Origin of the sequence: Stutzerimonas stutzeri, from assembly GCF_024448895.1 — a bacterium.
GTDB lineage: Bacteria > Pseudomonadota > Gammaproteobacteria > Pseudomonadales > Pseudomonadaceae > Stutzerimonas > Stutzerimonas stutzeri_Q.
This window is the reverse complement of sequence record NZ_JAMOIC010000003.1, coordinates 91,246-108,889: the sequence shown is the minus strand read 5'-3', so window position 1 is coordinate 108,889 and position 17,644 is coordinate 91,246. Positions and strand designations below refer to the sequence as shown.

Here is a 17,644-nt window from a genome sequence, read left to right as displayed (position 1 = left end):
GCACTGTCATTCGTCGCAAACCTGTCCGCCATTCGTCGAGTGGCCGTTTGCATGATGGCACTTGTCGTATTCTCGCCGGCTATCGGAGCCTGAGAATCCGAGTCGCAGTCCGGCATATAAATCGCATCCAACACGCCCGTACTGTGCTGCGCCATGCAATTGGCGCCGCGGGGATTCCCCGCGAACAACTGTGGTCCGCCTCGCTGGCGGTTGTTTGTCGAACGTCGGGCTTCCCGATTGGATGTGAAATGAAAACACCACGTCTGCTACAAGGTCGCCGCGGCCCTGTGCTCTCCGTTTTCCTGCTTCTGGTGATCGCTGCGTGTGTGGCGTTCTGGCAGTTGCGCCCGACCGCTCCGTCGACGCCGGCAACCGGCGCTGCGGCCAGCATGCTCGAGGCCTTGAAGGACTCTACCGAACCTTGGAAAGCCAATCGGCGCGATCTCTCCGTGCTGATGGCCGACCTGCGCGGCGCGACTATTGCCAGTGCGGCACTGGACAAGGATGCCGTCTATATCAGCCTGGATGACGGCCTGCGCTACTGGGTGCCGGATCAGTCCGGGCGTGTCGCACAGCTCATGCTCGACCAGTACGCCAGCAGCGAAGGGCAGCTGTTCCCGCTGACCCTGTTCGAGACCGATGGCGAGGCGCCCTGGTACAAGGCTGTGGTGCCTTACGCACCCTTCATCCTGCTATTGCTTGGCGCGCTGACCTATCTGGCGATCAAGAGCCAGGCCTTCCAGGTGCAGCGTAAAGGCAGCGGCATCAGCTTTGCCGATGTCGTGGGCGCGGGTGAGGCCAAGCAGGCGCTTAGCGACGTCACCGATTATCTTCGCGACCCGGCCGCTTACGCCGCGCTGGGTGCTCGCCCGCCTAAAGGAGTACTGCTGACCGGCGAGCCGGGTACGGGCAAAACCCAGCTGGCGAAAGCTCTGGCGACCGAATCCAACGCCAGCTTCATTCAGGTGACCGGCAGCGATTTCTCGTCGATGTATTTCGGTGTAGGTATCCAGAAGGTCAAGGCGCTGTTTCGCACCGCACGCAAGCAGGCACCTTGCATCATCTTCATCGATGAGATCGACGGCATCGGCAAGCGCGCCGAGCAGCAACGCTCCAGCGACGCCGAGAGCAACCGCATCATCAACCAGTTTCTGGCCGAGATGGATGGCTTCGACGGTGCCAGCGGCGTACTCGTACTGGGCGCGACCAACTTCCCCAACTCCCTGGACCCGGCTCTGGTGCGTGAAGGCCGCTTTGACCGGTCCATCGCCGTCGGCCTGCCGGGCCTGAACGACCGCGAGGCGCTGTTCCGCCTCTATGCGGCGAAGATTCGCGCTGAGCAGGATCTGGATTTCCAGCAGCTGGCGCGCAACACCGTGGGCCTGACGCCCGCCGCCATCGCTTACATCGTCAACCACGCCGCACTGCTCGCTGCCCGTGGCGCGGCCAAGTCGGTCAGCATGGCGCACTTCGTGGACGCGGTGGAAACCTGCCGTATTGGCGAGCAGCCCTCAGGCGTGACGCCCATGTCCCCCACCGACCGCAAGCGCATCGCGGTTCATGAAGCCGGACACGCACTAGTCGCCGCCGCGCTGAAGGTCGGTCGCGTGGAGAAGGTCACCATCCTGCCGCGCGGTCAGGCGTTGGGTGTCACCCTCGTGACCCCGGTGGAAGACAAACGTCTGCACATGGAATCCGAGCTGCGCAATCGCATTCAGATGCTCCTGGCCGGGCGCGGCGCCGAACAACTCTACTTCCATGAAGTCTCCTCTGGCGCCGGACAGGATCTGCAGGAGGCATCCAAGATCGCCCTCTCCATGGTCGGTGCGCTGGGCATGGGGCCGAGCGGCTCGCTACTCAGCCTGCAGGCCGTCAGGGACGCGCACATCGAGTTCGATTCCGGTGACTCGATTCGCGCCGCCGATAACCTGCTCAAGCAACTCGACCGTGAATGCATGGCGCTGTTGCAGCGGCTCAGACCCGCGCTGGATGAGATCGCGGACAAGTTGTTAGCCGAGGAGACCGTACCGGGTGAGGATGTGCTGGCAGCGATTGAGCGCCTGCCCGAGCATCATCATGAGGCCAGCGTCAGCTCGATCATCGGCCATGCCATGAGCACCATCGACCGCGTCGCGGCCAGTGCGATGGAAAGCGCGCCCTTCCTTGAGCTTGCACCCGTGGAGCAACCCGAGGACGAAGGCCCCGGAATGGCCTGAACCCGACCGAAACAAAACGGCGGAGGCAGCGCGATGGTGAATCGCTCTACTCCGCCGTTTTTGTTTTCAGCCTGTTTACTTGTCGGCCACTGCGGTCATATGAGGCGGGTAACCCCCCCGCCATTCGTGGCTAACGCAGCCCACGTCGGGCTGAACCCCGCACCACACTCAGTTATTTCCTGGCTTCAGCCGACCAGCCTCAAGCACTCTTGCCACGGTCAATCCAGAACCACTAAATGGTTTGGCAACTCGTTGCGCTCGTGAGTCGCCGGCACGTGTTGCTTGAGCAACGAACCGCAGGTTTCGATACAGCCTAGGAAGCCTTCCAGCACCTGCCCGTTGCGCACGTCTTCGGTGAAGGTGTCGACAATGGACTGCCAGACGCTGTCATCGATGCGGCTGGATATTCCCTGATCCACCAGGATCTCCACATAGCGCTCGGCTTCGGAGACGAAGATCAGCATCCCCGTACCGCCGACGGTATGGTGCAGGTTCAGCTCGATGAACTGGCGCCGCGCCAGATTGCACGCGCGCCAGTGTCGAACCGAGCGTGGAATCAGCCGACTGGTCAGGCTTGGAATGCGAAATACCACCGCCAGCACGACGAAGGTCACCCACTGCACCAGCAGCAGTTGCCAAGCAGCCAGCCATCCGGTGAAGAACAGCAACGCGCCAGGCAATATCAGCGCCAGCAGGCTCGCCCAGAGCAACGGAATGTAACGGTAATCGTCTGCCTGAGCGGCCAGGACGGTCACCAGCTCAGCGTCTGTATCGCGCTCGATCCGATCGATCGCGTCGGATACCTGTTTCAACTCGCTCTCGTTCAATAACGTCATGGCGTAATCATCTTCGATGAAGGCACTCGTTGTGCTGAATGGGTCGCCGTGAGGCTCGGCAAGTTGGATGTCATGGATGCTGCTTCAAGGTCATCACCAGCCACCGGACGCACCGCCACCACCAAAGCCGCCACCGCCGCCGCCGAAACCACTGCCACCAAATCCACCGCCACCGCCGCCGCGCCCCATGCCTCCGAGCAACGCGCCGAGCAGCAGCGCCCGCCCTGCACCACGACCACCGCCGCCGCGACCGCCTCGTCCCCCGCCGATCACGAAGATGGCGACCAGCATCAGGAAGAAGCCGAGGATGCCGAGCCCGCCGGGCTCCTGAGCGCCCATAGGCATTGCAGGCTGCATGCCGGCGGTCCGCAAGGGATCTCCACCCAGCACCTGAATCATCGCAGCAGCGCCTTCGGTGATCCCGCGGGTGAAGTCACCTTCACGAAATGCAGGGGTAATGATGCGATTGATGATGACTGACGACTGCGCGTCGGTCAGTCGCCCTTCCAAGCCGTAGCCGACTTCAATGCGTACCCGGCGATCATCGCGGGCGACGATCAGCAGCGCGCCGGTGTCCTCGTCTTTCTGCCCGATGCCCCATTCGCGACCAAGATCGACGCCATACTCTTCGATGCTTCGGCCCTGAAGATCGGGCACGGTGACGACCACCACCTGCTCACCGCTCGCCTGCTCATGGGCGGCGAGCATGCTGGTCAGCCGGGCTTCAGCCTGAGTATCGAGCAGCTCGGCCTGATCAACCACACGGCCAGTCAAGGCAGGGAGCTCGACTTCCTGGGCGGCGACGCCGCTCGCCCAGAAGAGCAGCGCCAGGATCAGCGAAAGCGGACGCGTCATTGAAACTGCACTTTCGGCGCTTGATCGGCGTTCTCGGTAGTCGCCTCGAAGTTCTCGCGGATCGGCATGTCGCTGTACATCAGGGTGTGCCAGATGCGGCCAGGAAAGGTGCGGATCTCAGTGTTGTAACGCTCGACCGACGTGATGAAGTCGCGGCGCGCAACGGCGATGCGGTTCTCGGTGCCTTCAAGCTGGGATTGCAACGCGAGGAAGTTCTGGTTGGATTTCAGATCCGGATAGCGCTCGGACACGGCCATCAATCGGCTCAAAGCGCCGGTCAGCTGATTCTGTGCCTGCTGGAAGCGCTGCATTTTTTCGGGATCGTCCAGATCCTCTGCGCTGATCTGAATGGAGGTCGCCTTGGAGCGAGCCTCCGTAACAGCGGTCAGGGTTTCCTGTTCCTGACGGGCGAAGCCTTTCACCGTCTCCACCAGGTTGGGAATGAGGTCGGCGCGGCGCTGGTACTGGTTTTCGACCTGAGACCAGGCCGACTTCACCTGTTCGTCGTACTGCGGAATGTTGTTGATGCCACAACCGGCCAGCAGCCAGGACATGAACAGGACAACCGAAAGCTGCCAGGTAAATCGATAACGCTGCGTCTGCATGATTCGCTCGTCCGCCAAAATATGTGGGTACATCCATAGGGATGGCCGAACGGCGAGAGAGTTCAGCTTATGCGCCCGAGCCGGCCCGTTTCGGGCGATGGCTGAGGTGATGTAACGGCGTCCGTGCACATGATCGCCAGCAAGCTGGCTCCTACATGGCGGGCTGTGCGATCAACCCTGGCGATCAGACTTAGTGCTGGCCCGCGGTTTTTCGTAGGAGCCAGCTTGCTGGCGATCAGCCGGAGCCGCATCGCCGGATCGATTTAGATCACACTCGACTGCCGCAAGGACAAAATCTTGTCGAAACTCAAGCTCAGCATGTTCTGCAGCACGGCTTCACTGTGCTCGCCAAGCAGTGGCGGCGCCTTTCGGTACTCGACTGGAGTTTCGGAAAGCCGGATCGGGCTGGCGACTTGGGGCACGCTGCCGGCCAAGGGATGCGGCATGTCCACACGCAACCCGCGCGCCTGCACCTGCGGATCGGCAAAGACCTGGGCAAGATCATTGATCGGCCCGCAAGGTACTCCGGCCTGCTCCAGCACAGCGACCCACTCAGCCGTCGTTCGGAAGACCGTGACCTGACGAATCATCGGCACCAGCTCCTTGCGATGGGCGACGCGCGCCTTGTTGCTGGCGAAACGGGGGTCAGCCGCCCACTCGGGGTGGCCAGCCACCTCGGCGAATTTGCGGAATTGCCCGTCGTTGCCGATGGTGAGGATGATGTCGCCGTCTGCAGTGGGGAAATCCTGATAGGGCACGATATTGGGGTGTGCGTTGCCCATGCGCTTGGGCGCGACGCCGGTGGTCAGGTAGTTCATCGCCTGGTTCGCTAGGCAGGCGACCTGCACATCCAGCAGCGCCAGCTCTACGTGCTGACCGATGCCACTCTGCTCGCGATGATTGAGTGCGGCCAGCACGCCAACGGTTGCATACAAGCCGGTGAGGATGTCGGTCAGCGCGACGCCAGCCTTGACCGGCCCTGCGCCCTCTTCGTCCTCGGCACGGCCTGTCAGACTCATCAAGCCGCCAAGCCCCTGAATCATGAAGTCGTAACCGGCGCGATTTGCATAGGGGCCATCACTGCCGAAACCGGTGATCGAGCAATAGATCAGCTTCGGATTGATCACCTTGAGGCTGTCATAATCCAGCCCGTATGCCGCCAGCCCGCCAACCTTGAAGTTCTCCAGCAGCACGTCGCACTGTTCGACCAACTCGCGGATGATCCGCTGGCCTTCAGGCTGGGTGAAATCCAGCGTCAGCGACTGTTTATTTCGGTTCGCCGCGAGGTAATACGCCGCCTCCGAGGTGTTCTCGCCGTCCTGATCCTTCAGATAGGGTGGGCCCCAATGACGGGTGTCATCGCCGGTGCGCGGCCGTTCGACCTTGATCACCTCGGCGCCGAGATCACCAAGAATTTGCCCGGCCCAGGGCCCGGCAAGCACGCGCGACAAGTCGAGGACGCGGATATGGGAAAGGGCGCCGGGCATGGGTGAAGCCTCGAATTTCAAGTGAACGTAGGGTGGATCGGGGCGCGTAGCTGACGCTTTATCCATCCACCGTGCAGGGTGAAGGTGGATGAAAAGAGCGTCATCCACCCTACAGCGATGTCGGTGTTTTTACGTAGGTCGGTCAGCGTCCCGCTAGAAGAACGCCTGGATCCCGGTCTGCGCGCGGCCGAGGATCAGCGCGTGCACGTCGTGGGTGCCTTCGTAGGTGTTGACCACTTCGAGGTTGACCAGATGCCGCGCCACGCCGAACTCGTCGCTGATGCCGTTGCCGCCGAGCATGTCCCGAGCCAGACGGGCTACGTCCAGTGCTTTACCGCAGCTGTTGCGCTTCATGATCGAGGTGATTTCCACCGCCGCGGTGCCTTCGTCCTTCATCCGGCCAAGGCGCAGGCAGCCTTGCAAGGCCAAGGTGATCTCGGTCTGCATGTCAGCCAGCTTTTTCTGGATCAGCTGATTGGCAGCCAGCGGCCGACCGAACTGCTGACGATCGAGCACGTACTGGCGCGCGGTGTGCCAGCAGAACTCGGCAGCGCCCAGCGCTCCCCAGCTGATGCCGTAGCGAGCGGAATCCAGGCAGGTGAACGGACCGCGCAGGCCGCGCACGTCGGGGAAGGCGTTCTCTTCCGGGCAGAACACGTTGTCCATGACGATTTCACCGGTGATCGAGGCGCGCAGGCCGACCTTGCCGTGAATCGCCGGAGCGCTCAGCCCTTCCCAACCCTTCTCCAGCACGAAGCCACGAATCGCACCTTCGTCGTCCTTCGCCCAGACGACAAAAACGTCGGCGATCGGACTGTTGGTGATCCACATCTTGGCGCCGGACAGGCGATAGCCGCCGTCGACCTTCTTCGCGCGGGTGACCATCGATCCCGGATCGGAGCCGTGGTTCGGCTCGGTCAGGCCGAAGCAGCCGATGTACTCGCCGCTGGCCAGTTTGGGCAGGTACTTCTGCTTGGTTTCTTCATTACCGAACTCGTTGATCGGCACCATGACCAGCGACGACTGCACGCTCATCATCGAGCGGTAGCCCGAGTCGATGCGCTCCACTTCACGTGCAATCAGGCCGTAGCAGACGTAGCTCAGCCCGCTGCCGCCATAGGCTTCGGGGATGGTCGCGCCGAGCAAGCCGGTATCGCCCATCTCCCGGAAAATCGCCGCATCGGTGCGCTCGTGACGGAAGGCTTCGAGCACCCGTGGTGCCAGCTTGTCGGCGGCGAACTGCTGCGCGCTGTCACGCACCATGCGCTCTTCATCGGTGAGCTGCTGATCGAGCAGCAGCGGGTCGATCCAATTGAAGCTTGCTTTGCCGGCCATGGTTGGTCCTCTTGTCGTTAGCGATGAGCGAGCACGCGGCCCGATGCAGCTTGGTGATGCGTTGATCCTAGAAGCTGAAGCGGGATGCAGCAAACGAGTAATTCGCAACGACCTGTGCGGTTTACGCACTCCGAGGTATTCTGAGTGGCATCTTCGGCCGCAATTTAGTGAGGTAGCCGCATAATGCGTCGCAAGATCCCCAGCACCGCCGCGCTGGTCGCCTTCGAAGCCGCTGCGCGACATCAGAGCTTTACCCGTGCCGCGGAGGAACTGGCGCTGACCCAGAGCGCCATCTGCCGCCAGATCGGCGGTTTGGAAGAATTCCTCGGGCTGGAACTCTTCCGCCGCTCACGTCGCGGGGTAAAGCTGACCGAAGCCGGCCTGTCCTATGCCCGCCGCGTCGCCACCCAACTCGACGCCGTTGAGCGCGACACCCTTGCAGTGATGGGCCAACAGGGTGCACAAACCATCGAACTGGCGCTGGTGCCGACCTTCGGCACGCAATGGCTGCTGCCACGGCTGCGGCAGTTCCAGGCGCTGCACCCGGAAATCACCGTTAACCTGACCAATCGCACCCGCCCTTTCCTGTTTGCGGATACCGAGTTCGATGCGGCGATCTATTTCGGTGATGGGGATTGGTCCGGCACCGTCGCCCACCCTTTAATGCCGGAGCACTCGATACCCGTCTGCAGCCCCGTGCTGTTAAAGGATAGCGACGAACTGAGCGCCCAGGCAATTGCCGAGATGCCGCTGCTGCAGCAGACCACCCGGCCCTACGCCTGGCGTCAGTGGTTCGATTCGCTTGGGATGAAGATCGCACGAGACATGACCGGGCCCCGTCTCGAGCTGTTTTCGATGCTGGCCCAGGCGGCCGAGCACCAGATGGGCGTGGCGCTGATACCGCCGTTCCTTATCCAGCGCGAACTCGCCGAGGGGCGCCTGGTAATCGCCCACCCACACTCGTTCCGTCGCGAGGATCAGGCCTATCACCTGATGATTCCCGAGCGCCGCGTAGAGTCAGCCGCCATGCACGCCTTTCGCGACTGGCTGCTGGATGAGGCGCGCGCATGGATGGCGCAGCAGGCATAGGCCCGCCGCACTGAAACAGGGGACGCCCGCCCGAAACCGCCAATGTAACCGCGCGCTTTGTGAACGGCGCGCTTGAAACCCCCATTGCCGTCCTTCTTACTATGCGTCACGCAGCTGCAGACAGGATGTATGCCCAGCCGCGCGAGCCATCACCAGCCTTCACGGCATTCAACCAAGGACAGGTAGAAGCATGAGCGGTTACGTCCCCAACATCCCGAAAGCCAAGCGCGACGCCGAGCTCAAAGGCGTCGAACCCGTCGATATCCACGCCCAACGCTGGGCTGAATACGAACGCCACGCCAAGCAGCCTGCGAAGCCAGCCGAGAAAACCAAGATCGCTCTGCGCATCGGTGTCTTCTTCGACGGCACCGGGAACAACGCTGCCAATACGGCGCTAGGTATCGCCTGCGGTGCGCATCACCCGATAAAGCCAGAAGATCTGGATACGAGTTGCAAGCCCTATATGGCTGATCCAAGCAGCAGCTACGGAAATGACGCTACCAATGTAAAAAAGCTGAGTGAGTTGTACCACGCTCCTCCGTCACCTGAGGGCAGCGATCAGCAAAAGCATGCCTTTCGTAAACTGTACGTCGACGGTATCGGCACTAAAGCTGGTGAAAAAGATAACGCGCTAGGCTTGGGAGCGGGCCGAGGCGATACAGGCGTCGCCGGGTGCGTACAGAAAGCCTTTGACGGAATAAAAGACCTGATCGACAGCCTGAATCGAGAGCATCCAGATGGTGAAATCATCTCGCTGACTTTCGATACTTTTGGCTTTAGTCGCGGTGCCGCCGCAGCGAAGCACTTCGCTAACGAGATCGTCCGAGGCATAGAGGGGCCCCTAAGAAGAGCGCTGCAAGACAACGGCAGGGCGTTCAGTTCGAGCTTCATTCATCGTTATCAACGCGGCATCAATATGGGATTCATTGGGCTGTTCGACACCGTTGCTTCTGTCGGTGGCCTAGCGAATCTGGGAAATATCCAAAGTTCCACCACGCCCTGGCTAAAACAGCACCTACCCCGGAAATACTTCGCAGATGTCATCCATCTAGTAGCCCGAGACGAAGTACGTGCCAACTTTCCTCTAAGCCGAGTGAAACCGGATCACACTGAAATTACGCTGCCTGGTGCGCACTCGGATATCGGTGGTGGTTATTTGCAGGAAGCTGAAGAGTGCGTACTGGTCAGCCCCATGCAGGCCCTTGAAGTAGCGCTGCACATAGATGTAACTACCACTTCGATCTATCGGGATGCCATGCAAGCCAGGGATCGATTGATCGTCGAAGGGTGGTCGGCATCAATGCTTGAGATCATCACTCCGGAAGCTGAACTGCTGCCTACGAATCCGGAGGATCGCCTAGCCGCAAGACGCAAGCGGGTATACGTCGGGCTGCAGCTGAAACGCAGAGTGAGGGGGGAGCTATCGCGAGTGTACTTACGAGTGATGCATGAGCTAGCAAAACAAAGAGGCGTACGGTTTGAAACTATCGACGACCATGATCCTAACTATGTAATCCCGGATGATCTTAAGTCGCTCTGTGACCGCTTCACAGCAGGGGATTACAGCACTACGACCACTGACGAAATGTTGCTAAAGCAGCATTACATTCATATTTCCGCACACTGGAATAAGCCTGTTAAAAATTGGTCGCCCACCGGGTTTAAGCTGCTGTATATCAACGCTCCCGCGCCCGATGGGATCCGCCGACAACATCCTCATGTACCCGATTGGACACTATTGTGATGAAATCTTTCCTCGCCCTCTTGGGCATGATTTTTCTTTGCGGCTGCCAGGCAACAGATCCGTTGTCCGCAAAGCACGACCCGAAGGATCGCTGGTGGAGCCTAGAGTTTATTGGGCCGAACTATATGACCGGCTGGGTCGAATCCAGCGTTGTCGAAGATATCAACGGTAAGCTCTTTGACCACGGCAGTGGCGGTGTTATTGGCAATGGAAACCCCGGGTATGCAACCGAAACTGCCAGAGGATGGGTCGGTGGGGTTGGCGGAAACATAAGAGGGGTTGTCGGCGCGGACCTGCCAAAACGAATATACGTTCGGTGGCAGTCTGCAGTTGAACCACAAACCTATCGAGCCTGGATAGAAATCCCTGAAGAAGCCAGGGAGATCATGCACCAATCCACGCACCGGCGCTGCCCCCAAGCACCCGACCGGACTGCGCGCTATATGGCCGCGGCCTACTTAGGATTGGCCCCAGGCGGGGTTGTTCAAGTCTGGATAGCGAATAGCTGTGGTCATGCGATCAAAGTTGCTCGCGGCGAGGCAGAGATAGAACCACTTGGGCCGCACCTGGGAAAGTCCGGCGGCAACTACTATCCGCAACCTGAAGTATCCAAACGTTATGTGGAGAAGTTCGGTATCCCTTATGGAAGCTGGTAGACCTGCAACTGCAGGCCCTCATACCAAAGCAAGCGCTGTCAGACCCGTAGCCAGAAGCTAATCAAGCCATGCATTGCAGCGGATGCATGTTTCCTACCGACTGTGCTTAGCTTTTGCGGCAGATTGGGGTAGTCGTCAGCAAATCAAGCCGCCTCGACCTTCTTCTTCCGCGGCTTCAGGTACTTCGTCAACCCCTGAAACCACATCACCAACGCAGGGTTGCCCTGGATCTGAATTTCCTTGTTCTGGATCCCCTGCATGAAGGCGAGCTGCTTGTTCTTGGCGTTCATGGTGGCGAAGCCGTAGGCGCTGTCCTTGAAGCCGATGGCGAAGGCTGGCTCGTTTGCTGGGCCGCCATGGCTGGTGACGCGCTGATCCTTGACCCTGTAATGCCGAGCAACCTTGCCGTCTAGCGTATGCAGCTGGAAGGTCAGGTCTTTATCGCCGAGTTGTTTCTGGAAATCAGGGTTGGTGCGGCTGGCCTTGGTCATCAGGCGACCCAACATCCAGAGAAGAAAGCGAAATTTCATGATTGGCCGACCATTGGCGAGAAAACCGGCATTGTAACGGCTGGTCTGAGCGGCGAAAGCAGTAGAACAGAGGGGTCTGGAGCGGACTCTCCAGTCAGGTTGGCCCGGAGCCTGGCGGCCCCGGGCAGACGCGCACTCAGTTGATCGCGTCTTTCAGCATCTTTCCCGGCTTGAACGCTACGGTATTGCTGGCCTTGATGGTGACAGGATCGCCTGTCTGGGGATTCTTGCCAGTACGTGCACCGCGATGACGCTGCAGAAAGGTGCCGAAACCAACCAAAGTCACACTGTCCTTACGGTTCAGCGCGTTGGTGATCTCATCCAGTACGGCATTGAGTACACGATTGGCCTGATCCTTGGTGAGATCGGCCTTTTCGGCGATGGCGGCTGCGAGTTCCGGTTTGCGCATAATTAGCCTCTACGACTTTATTGTTTTTGTGCTTGCTGTTCTCCGAACAGCATCCCGGCGCGCCGCAACAGCTCTACGGTGCGGCAGCGCCTCGGGCAGCATGGCACGCTGCTAGCACCCGCGCCAGCCCCCGCCACTGCTTTGGCGGATCATTCAGGCGACTTTAATGACAGAACCTGAGGCACTTCCGCCAACACCGGTGGCAGCTGCTTGTTCAGCGCCAGACGCTCTTGCACAGCCGTTCCGGTCAGGGCGTAGCCCAGCAGGCTACCGTCTGCATCGCGGAACAGCGCCCTCAGGTCATTGCCCTCACCTTCCACGCTCCAGATGCCTTCGCTGCCTGCTGCCGGCGGCGATACCACGAGCGGGCAGACGGGGGTTTTCACGGTGATCGGCATTGGTCCGTAGGTGACGGGTGTCAGTTGTCCGGTGAGCGTTCTGGCCAGGGCTCGAACGCCGCTCATCAACGGCATTACGTACAACAGGTTGAGCCCATCCACCTCGGCGCAGTCGCCTAGGGCATAAACGTTCTCGGCCGAGGTCTGCAGCATGCGATCAACCTCAATGCCGCGATTGACCGCCAGCCCTGCCTCTGCGGCCAACTCGGTTCGAGGACGCAGGCCAACTGCACTGACAACGAGGTCGCATTCGATTTGCTGGCCGTCGGATAGCTGCGCCCGCAATGCGTCGCCCTTTCGCTCTAGCCGTTCGAGTACAGGACCGAGGTGAAAGCGCGCACCCAACGACTCGAGGCCCCGCTGCACCGCGGCTGCGGGCTCGGGAGGCAGAAGTGACGGCATGATCTGCTCGCATGGCGCGACGAGCTCGACTTCATAGCCACCATGCAGCAGATCGTTCGCAAATTCGCAGCCAATCAGCCCCGCACCGAGGATCAATACGCGACGCTTACCGTGAGCGGCTTCGCGGAAGCGGCCGTAATCGAGCAAGTCATTGATAGGGAAAACCGCGTCCTGCGCATCGCCTGCGACAGGCACCTCGATAGTCTGCGCGCCCCAGGCGATGACCAGATCGCGGTACGGGACGGGCTCGTTACCGATCCAGACGCGGTGATTCGCCGGGTCGAGGCGGGTCACCCGGGTATGGGTGCGAATTTCGGCGTTGAGCTGGATCGCCATCGGCCCGGCGACAGTCATGCCCAACGCATCGGCACTCTTGTTCATGGCGAAGCCGGTGGACAGCATGGGCTTGGAGTAGGAGCGCCCATCGTCGGCAGTGATCAGCAGCAGCGGTGTTTCGCTGTCGAGCTTGCGAAATTCCCGCGCCAGGTTGTAGCCCGCCAGCCCGGTGCCGATGATCACCAGCGGTGCTTTTTTGTTGTTCGATGGATTCATATCAGCCGATCGCAATCATTTCGAAGTCCATCTTGCCCACGCCACAGTCGGGGCACAGCCAGTCTTCAGGTACGTCTTCCCAGGCGGTGCCGGGCGCGATGCCTTCGTCAGGCCAACCCTCGGCTTCGTCGTAGATGAAGCCACATACCACGCATTGCCACTTTTTCATTATTCACCTCGATCAGTCACGGTTGCGCTGCACGCTATACCAGAACGTCGCCGGCCGCCAAACATGGCGCCACGGCTAATAGACACGTCGCCCGCGAAAGATTTCTGGGCAAAAAGAAACGGGCGGCCTGAGCCACCCGTTTCTTATTCAACTGCAGTCTCAGCTGCCGTTGGAGATGCCCACCAGCGGATCGGTGATTCCCATCACGTAGAAACCAATCAAGCCGATGGTGCCGGCCAGCACGAGGTAGTACAGCGTTGGCAGCATGGTCTTGCGCAACGTGATGCCTTCTCGTCCCAGCAAGCCGACCGTGGCCGAAGCCGCCACTACGTTGTGAATGGCGATCATGTTGCCCGCCGCGGCGCCCACCGATTGCAACGCCACCATCAGCGCACCGGAGAGGCCCAGCAGGCCCGCAGTGTTGAGCTGGAATTGCGAGAGCATCAGGTTGGATACCGTGTTGGAGCCGGCGATAAATGCGCCCAGCGCACCTACTGCAGGGGCGAAGAACGGATAGACACTGCCCACGCTGTTGGCCACCAACTGCGCCATGGCCACCGGCATCGAGACCAGATCCGAGCCGTTAACGCCGGAGTTGATCAGGATCCGCACCATGGGAATGGTGAAGATCAGCACGAAGCCCGCGCCCAGCAGCGTCTTGCTTGACTCGGAGATCGCAGCACCCAGTTGAGCGGCTTTCATGCGATGCAGGAAGAAGGTCACCAGCACCACCATGCAGAGGATCCCGCCTGGCAAGTACAGCGGCTCCAGCGTGCCGGACACGCCGGTTTCACCGAGGATGTCCTTCCAGCCGAAGCTGACAGACATCAGCGCTGCCTTGAGCTGCGGAAAGATCCGCGACATCACCAGGAAGATCGCCAGCAGCAGATAGGGAGCCCAGGCCATCGGCACGGAAATCGGCGTCCGCCCTGCGACGTCCTCGATCTTCATTTCGATCTTGCCCATCCACTCAACCGGCCACTCGCTGGCCGGGGCGAAATCCCAGCTGGTCTTGGGCAGCAGGAAGCCCGCCTTGGCCGCCGGAACAACGATGGCTAGGCCGACCAGCGCGCCGATCATCGACGGGAATTCCGGACCCAGGAAGACGCCCGCGGCGGCATAAGGAATTACGAATGCCAGACCTGTGAAGATGGCGAACGGCGCCATCGCCAGGCCTTCACCCCAGGAGCGGTTACGACCGAAGAAGCGCGTCATGATGCAGATCATGATCAACGGCATGAGGATGCCGCACAGCGCATGGATGATCGCCACGCGAGAGAAAATCAGATGGAAGAAAACGTCCCAGCTGCTTCCCACCGTTGCCAGCTGCCCACCGAGAGTAGCCTGGTCGAGGCCACCGGCGACACCGACCAGAATCGGCGTACCCACCGCACCGAATGACACCGGCGTGGATTGCACCATCATCCCCAGCACCACTGCCGTCAGCGCCGGGAAGCCAAGTGCGACGAGCAGCGGAGCCGCCACGGCAGCCGGCGTACCAAAGCCCGACGCACCTTCGATGAAGCAACCGAACAGCCAGGCCACGATTAGCACCTGGACGCGTTTGTCCGGGCTGACGTTGGCGAAGCCGCGCCGAATCGAAGCGATGCCCCCCGAATGTTTTAGCGTGTTTAGAAGAAGGATGGCGCCAAAGATGATCCAGAGGATCGCGGCGGTGAGAATCAACCCTTGCAGCGTGGAAGCCAGGACCCGGTTGAAGGTCATGTCCCAGGCCAGCAGGCCGATCAACGCAGTGAGCACGAAAACCAGCGGCATCGCGTACTTGGCCGGCCAGCGAAAGCCGATCAGCAGTACCCCCGCAAGCACCAGCGGCACGAAGGCCAGTATGGACAGCAGTGTCTGACTCATTGTTGGGTTCCTTGTTTTTTGTTGTGAACCACTTCTTTCCCGGAAAGCCCGGTCCCACGCATGGCCGACATGGAAAACCACACCGACCCGAGAAGTTGACTAACGAGTCACGTTAGCCGACCCCTCTTGCTCGAAAGCCCCGAACGCTAAAAGCGCCCGGGGCTTGTCAACTTGCGGCGCTCAGATTGCGCCTGAGTCGTATTGGTCCGCCGCTGCCTGGTCGGTCGAATAAATTCGACCCTACACAGACCGTTGCAGGATCGAAGTCCTTCGCCAGCTGCGGCATGGCGGACCCGATTCCGCTCAACCCGCCTGCTGCTTGAAGCGCTGGCGCCAGGCATGCAGTAGCGGCTCGGTATAGCCACTTGGCTGCTCGCGGCCCTTGAACACCAGATCGCACGCCGCCTGGAACGCAGCTGATTGAGCATAGTCGGCAGCCATCGGACGGTAGACCGGATCGCCGGCGTTCTGCTGGTCGACCACCTTGGCCATACGCTCGAGGGTCTCGCGAACCTGGGCTTCTTCAACCACACCGTGGCGTAGCCAGTTGGCCAGGTGCTGGCTGGAAATACGCAGTGTGGCGCGGTCTTCCATCAGGCCCACGTCATGGATGTCCGGCACCTTGGAGCAGCCAACGCCCTGCTCGACCCAACGCACCACGTAACCGAGGATCCCCTGGCAGTTGTTGTCCAGTTCCTGCTGAATCTCCTCGGCCGACCAATTGCGCTCCGCTGCAACCGGAATGGTCAGCAGATCATTGGTCAGCTTGTCGCGTTCGCTCGCCAGATCGATCTTTTCCAGCTCGGTCTGAACGGCCTGCACATCGACCTGGTGATAGTGCAGCGCGTGCAACGTAGCGCCTGTAGGCGATGGCACCCAGGCGGTGTTGGCGCCGGCTTTGGGGTGCGCAATCTTCTGCTCCAGCATGGCGGCCATCAGGTCAGGCATGGCCCACATACCCTTGCCGATCTGCGCCTTGCCGCGCAGGCCACAGTTCAGACCGACCAGCACGTTGTTGCGCTCGTAGGCCTGAATCCAGGCGGTGCTCTTCATGTCGCCCTTACGCAGCACGGCGCCGGCTTCCATGATGGTGTGCATCTCGTCGCCGGTACGGTCGAGGAATCCGGTGTTGATGAAGGCCACGCGATTCTTCGCGGCGCCGATGCAGGCCTTGAGGTTGACGCTGGTGCGGCGCTCCTCATCCATGATGCCGACTTTCAGCGTATGACGCGGCAGCCCGATCAAGTCTTCGACGCGCCCAAACAGCTCGTCAGTGAATGCCACTTCGGCGGGACCATGCATCTTCGGTTTGACGATGTACATCGAGCCGGTGCGCGAATTGCCCTTGCGCTGCTGGTCATGCTTGGCGATCAGGCTGGTGACCACGCCATCCATGATGCCTTCGGGGATCTCGTGACCCTCACCGTCGATGATCGCCGGGTTGGTCATCAGGTGGCCGACGTTGCGGATGAACAACAGCGAGCGGCCGTGCAGCTTCAAGTTGGAGCCGTCGGCTGCGGTGTATTCGCGGTCTTCGTTCAGGCGACGGGTGATGCGCTTGCCGCCCTTCTCCATGTCTTCGACCAGGTCGCCCTTCATCAGGCCCAGCCAGTTGCGATAGACCAGCACCTTGTCGTCGGCGTCCACGGCTGCGGTGGAGTCTTCGCAGTCCATGATGGTGGTGACGGCAGCTTCCATCAGCAGATCCTTGACGCCGGCGGCATCGGTCTGGCCGATCGGGCTGTTCGGGTCAATCTGGATTTCGACATGCAGGCCATTGTTCTTTAGCAATATCGCCTTCGGCTCGAGCGCTTCGCCCTGATAGCCGATGAATTTCTCAGGCTGCTTCAGCTCAGTGATATTGCCGTTTTCCAGGGTGACCTTGAGCTGGCCGTCCTGCACGCGATAGCTGACCGAGTCGGCATGGCTGCCTTCGGCCAGCGGTGCGGCCTTATCGAGGAAGTTGCGCGCGAAAGCGATGACCTTGGCGCCACGCACTTCGTTGTAGCCGGGGCCCTTCTGGGCGCCATTCTCTTCGCTGATTGCGTCAGTACCGTAGAGGGCGTCATACAGCGAACCCCAGCGGGCATTGGCGGCGTTCAGCGCGTAGCGGGCATTGCCGATCGGCACGACCAGCTGCGGGCCGGCCTGGGTGGCGATTTCGCTGTCGACGTTGCTGGTGCTGATCGCCACTTCGCCCGGCTCGGGCTGCAGGTAGCCGATGGACTCGAGAAAGGTGCGGTAAGCCGGCATATCGGTAATCGGGCCGGGATTGCTGCGGTGCCAGTTATCCAGCTCCACCTGCAAACGGTCGCGCTCGGCGAGCAGCTCGCGGTTCTTCGGCGCCAGATCATGAACCAGCTGATCGAAGCCGCTCCAGAAGGCAGCCGCCTCGACGCCGGTGCCGGGCAGGACTTCGTCGTCGATGAAACGTTGCAGGTTGGCCGCAACTTGCAGGCGGCCCAGGGTTACGCGCTCGGTCATGTTGTTCT

Annotated in this window: 15 protein-coding genes; 4 read left to right on the top strand and 11 right to left on the bottom strand. The window is 60.8% G+C overall.

Annotation, left to right across the window (positions count from 1 at the left end; all coding sequences use genetic code 11):
- Positions 1-248 precede the first annotated feature (248 nt).
- On the top strand, positions 249-2,216 hold the full coding sequence (locus NA619_RS04515) for an AAA family ATPase (protein WP_255960380.1): 1,968 nt from the start codon (positions 249-251) through the stop codon (positions 2,214-2,216).
- 218 nt (positions 2,217-2,434) lie between these two features.
- On the opposite strand, the gene NA619_RS04510 is transcribed toward NA619_RS04515, so the two are convergent.
- The 5 genes from NA619_RS04510 to NA619_RS04490 form a co-directional block, all read right to left on the bottom strand.
- On the bottom strand, positions 2,435-3,052 hold the full coding sequence (locus NA619_RS04510; RefSeq protein ID WP_255960377.1) for a TPM domain-containing protein: 618 nt from the start codon (positions 3,050-3,052) through the stop codon (positions 2,435-2,437).
- A gap of 93 nt (positions 3,053-3,145) precedes the next feature.
- Positions 3,146-3,907, bottom strand: a complete 762-nt coding sequence (locus NA619_RS04505) for a TPM domain-containing protein (RefSeq protein WP_255960374.1) — start codon at positions 3,905-3,907, stop codon at positions 3,146-3,148.
- Positions 3,904-4,512, bottom strand: coding sequence for a LemA family protein (locus NA619_RS04500; protein ID WP_255960371.1), 609 nt, complete (start codon positions 4,510-4,512; stop codon positions 3,904-3,906). Before NA619_RS04500 ends, NA619_RS04505 begins: the two co-directional genes overlap by 4 nt.
- A 263-nt stretch (positions 4,513-4,775) precedes the next feature.
- On the bottom strand, positions 4,776-5,999 hold the full coding sequence (locus NA619_RS04495; protein ID WP_255960368.1) for a CaiB/BaiF CoA transferase family protein: 1,224 nt from the start codon (positions 5,997-5,999) through the stop codon (positions 4,776-4,778).
- A 153-nt stretch (positions 6,000-6,152) separates the two neighbouring features.
- The gene (locus NA619_RS04490; protein WP_255960365.1) at positions 6,153-7,334 is read right to left on the bottom strand and encodes an acyl-CoA dehydrogenase; all 1,182 of its coding nucleotides are present in this window, start codon (positions 7,332-7,334) and stop codon (positions 6,153-6,155) included.
- A gap of 183 nt (positions 7,335-7,517) precedes the next feature.
- Between NA619_RS04490 and NA619_RS04485 the strand changes: the two genes are divergently transcribed.
- From NA619_RS04485 to NA619_RS04475, 3 genes are all read left to right on the top strand, one after another.
- On the top strand, positions 7,518-8,423 hold the full coding sequence (locus NA619_RS04485; protein WP_255960362.1) for a LysR family transcriptional regulator: 906 nt from the start codon (positions 7,518-7,520) through the stop codon (positions 8,421-8,423).
- A gap of 190 nt (positions 8,424-8,613) precedes the next feature.
- Positions 8,614-10,167 (top strand): T6SS phospholipase effector Tle1-like catalytic domain-containing protein, encoded by a 1,554-nt coding sequence (locus tag NA619_RS04480; RefSeq protein WP_255960359.1) that lies wholly within the window; start codon positions 8,614-8,616, stop codon positions 10,165-10,167.
- Positions 10,167-10,823, top strand: coding sequence for a DUF2931 family protein (locus NA619_RS04475; RefSeq protein ID WP_255960356.1), 657 nt, complete (start codon positions 10,167-10,169; stop codon positions 10,821-10,823). The genes NA619_RS04480 and NA619_RS04475 overlap by 1 nt, the downstream gene beginning before the upstream one ends.
- A 143-nt stretch (positions 10,824-10,966) precedes the next feature.
- Here NA619_RS04475 and NA619_RS04470 read toward each other — a convergent pair whose 3' ends face one another.
- From NA619_RS04470 to NA619_RS04445, 6 genes are all read right to left on the bottom strand, one after another.
- Positions 10,967-11,353 carry a helicase gene (locus tag NA619_RS04470; RefSeq protein WP_255960354.1) on the bottom strand — a complete coding sequence of 129 codons (387 nt, stop codon included), beginning with the start codon at positions 11,351-11,353 and terminating at the stop codon, positions 10,967-10,969.
- A 136-nt stretch (positions 11,354-11,489) separates the two neighbouring features.
- Complete coding sequence (locus NA619_RS04465) at positions 11,490-11,762, bottom strand: HU family DNA-binding protein (protein ID WP_255960352.1); 273 nt, start codon at positions 11,760-11,762, stop codon at positions 11,490-11,492.
- 149 nt (positions 11,763-11,911) lie between these two features.
- Positions 11,912-13,114: an NAD(P)/FAD-dependent oxidoreductase gene (locus NA619_RS04460; protein WP_255960349.1), complete on the bottom strand. Its 1,203-nt coding sequence runs from the start codon at positions 13,112-13,114 to the stop codon at positions 11,912-11,914.
- A 1-nt stretch (position 13,115) separates the two neighbouring features.
- Complete coding sequence (locus tag NA619_RS04455; RefSeq protein WP_122167216.1) at positions 13,116-13,283, bottom strand: rubredoxin; 168 nt, start codon at positions 13,281-13,283, stop codon at positions 13,116-13,118.
- Positions 13,284-13,442: 159 nt separating this feature from the next.
- Entirely contained in the window at positions 13,443-15,152 is a 1,710-nt protein-coding gene (locus NA619_RS04450; protein ID WP_255960332.1) for an L-lactate permease, read from the bottom strand.
- 303 nt (positions 15,153-15,455) lie between these two features.
- Positions 15,456-17,636: a malate synthase G gene (locus tag NA619_RS04445; protein ID WP_255960329.1), complete on the bottom strand. Its 2,181-nt coding sequence runs from the start codon at positions 17,634-17,636 to the stop codon at positions 15,456-15,458.
- Between the last annotated feature and the right edge of the window lie 8 nt (positions 17,637-17,644).

What these genes read in the sequence shown, in the direction of transcription:
- NA619_RS04515 (WP_255960380.1), top strand. Translation starts at nt 249, where the DNA reads ATGAAAACACCACGTCTGCTACAAGGTCGCCGCGGCCCTGTGCTCTCC.
- NA619_RS04510 (WP_255960377.1), bottom strand. Translation starts at nt 3,052, where the DNA reads ATGACGTTATTGAACGAGAGCGAGTTGAAACAGGTATCCGACGCGATC.
- NA619_RS04505 (WP_255960374.1), bottom strand. Translation starts at nt 3,907, where the DNA reads ATGACGCGTCCGCTTTCGCTGATCCTGGCGCTGCTCTTCTGGGCGAGC.
- NA619_RS04500 (WP_255960371.1), bottom strand. Translation starts at nt 4,512, where the DNA reads ATGCAGACGCAGCGTTATCGATTTACCTGGCAGCTTTCGGTTGTCCTG.
- NA619_RS04495 (WP_255960368.1), bottom strand. Translation starts at nt 5,999, where the DNA reads ATGCCCGGCGCCCTTTCCCATATCCGCGTCCTCGACTTGTCGCGCGTG.
- NA619_RS04490 (WP_255960365.1), bottom strand. Translation starts at nt 7,334, where the DNA reads ATGGCCGGCAAAGCAAGCTTCAATTGGATCGACCCGCTGCTGCTCGAT.
- NA619_RS04485 (WP_255960362.1), top strand. Translation starts at nt 7,518, where the DNA reads ATGCGTCGCAAGATCCCCAGCACCGCCGCGCTGGTCGCCTTCGAAGCC.
- NA619_RS04480 (WP_255960359.1), top strand. Translation starts at nt 8,614, where the DNA reads ATGAGCGGTTACGTCCCCAACATCCCGAAAGCCAAGCGCGACGCCGAG.
- NA619_RS04475 (WP_255960356.1), top strand. Translation starts at nt 10,167, where the DNA reads ATGAAATCTTTCCTCGCCCTCTTGGGCATGATTTTTCTTTGCGGCTGC.
- NA619_RS04470 (WP_255960354.1), bottom strand. Translation starts at nt 11,353, where the DNA reads ATGAAATTTCGCTTTCTTCTCTGGATGTTGGGTCGCCTGATGACCAAG.
- NA619_RS04465 (WP_255960352.1), bottom strand. Translation starts at nt 11,762, where the DNA reads ATGCGCAAACCGGAACTCGCAGCCGCCATCGCCGAAAAGGCCGATCTC.
- NA619_RS04460 (WP_255960349.1), bottom strand. Translation starts at nt 13,114, where the DNA reads ATGAATCCATCGAACAACAAAAAAGCACCGCTGGTGATCATCGGCACC.
- NA619_RS04455 (WP_122167216.1), bottom strand. Translation starts at nt 13,283, where the DNA reads ATGAAAAAGTGGCAATGCGTGGTATGTGGCTTCATCTACGACGAAGCC.
- NA619_RS04450 (WP_255960332.1), bottom strand. Translation starts at nt 15,152, where the DNA reads ATGAGTCAGACACTGCTGTCCATACTGGCCTTCGTGCCGCTGGTGCTT.
- NA619_RS04445 (WP_255960329.1), bottom strand. Translation starts at nt 17,636, where the DNA reads ATGACCGAGCGCGTAACCCTGGGCCGCCTGCAAGTTGCGGCCAACCTG.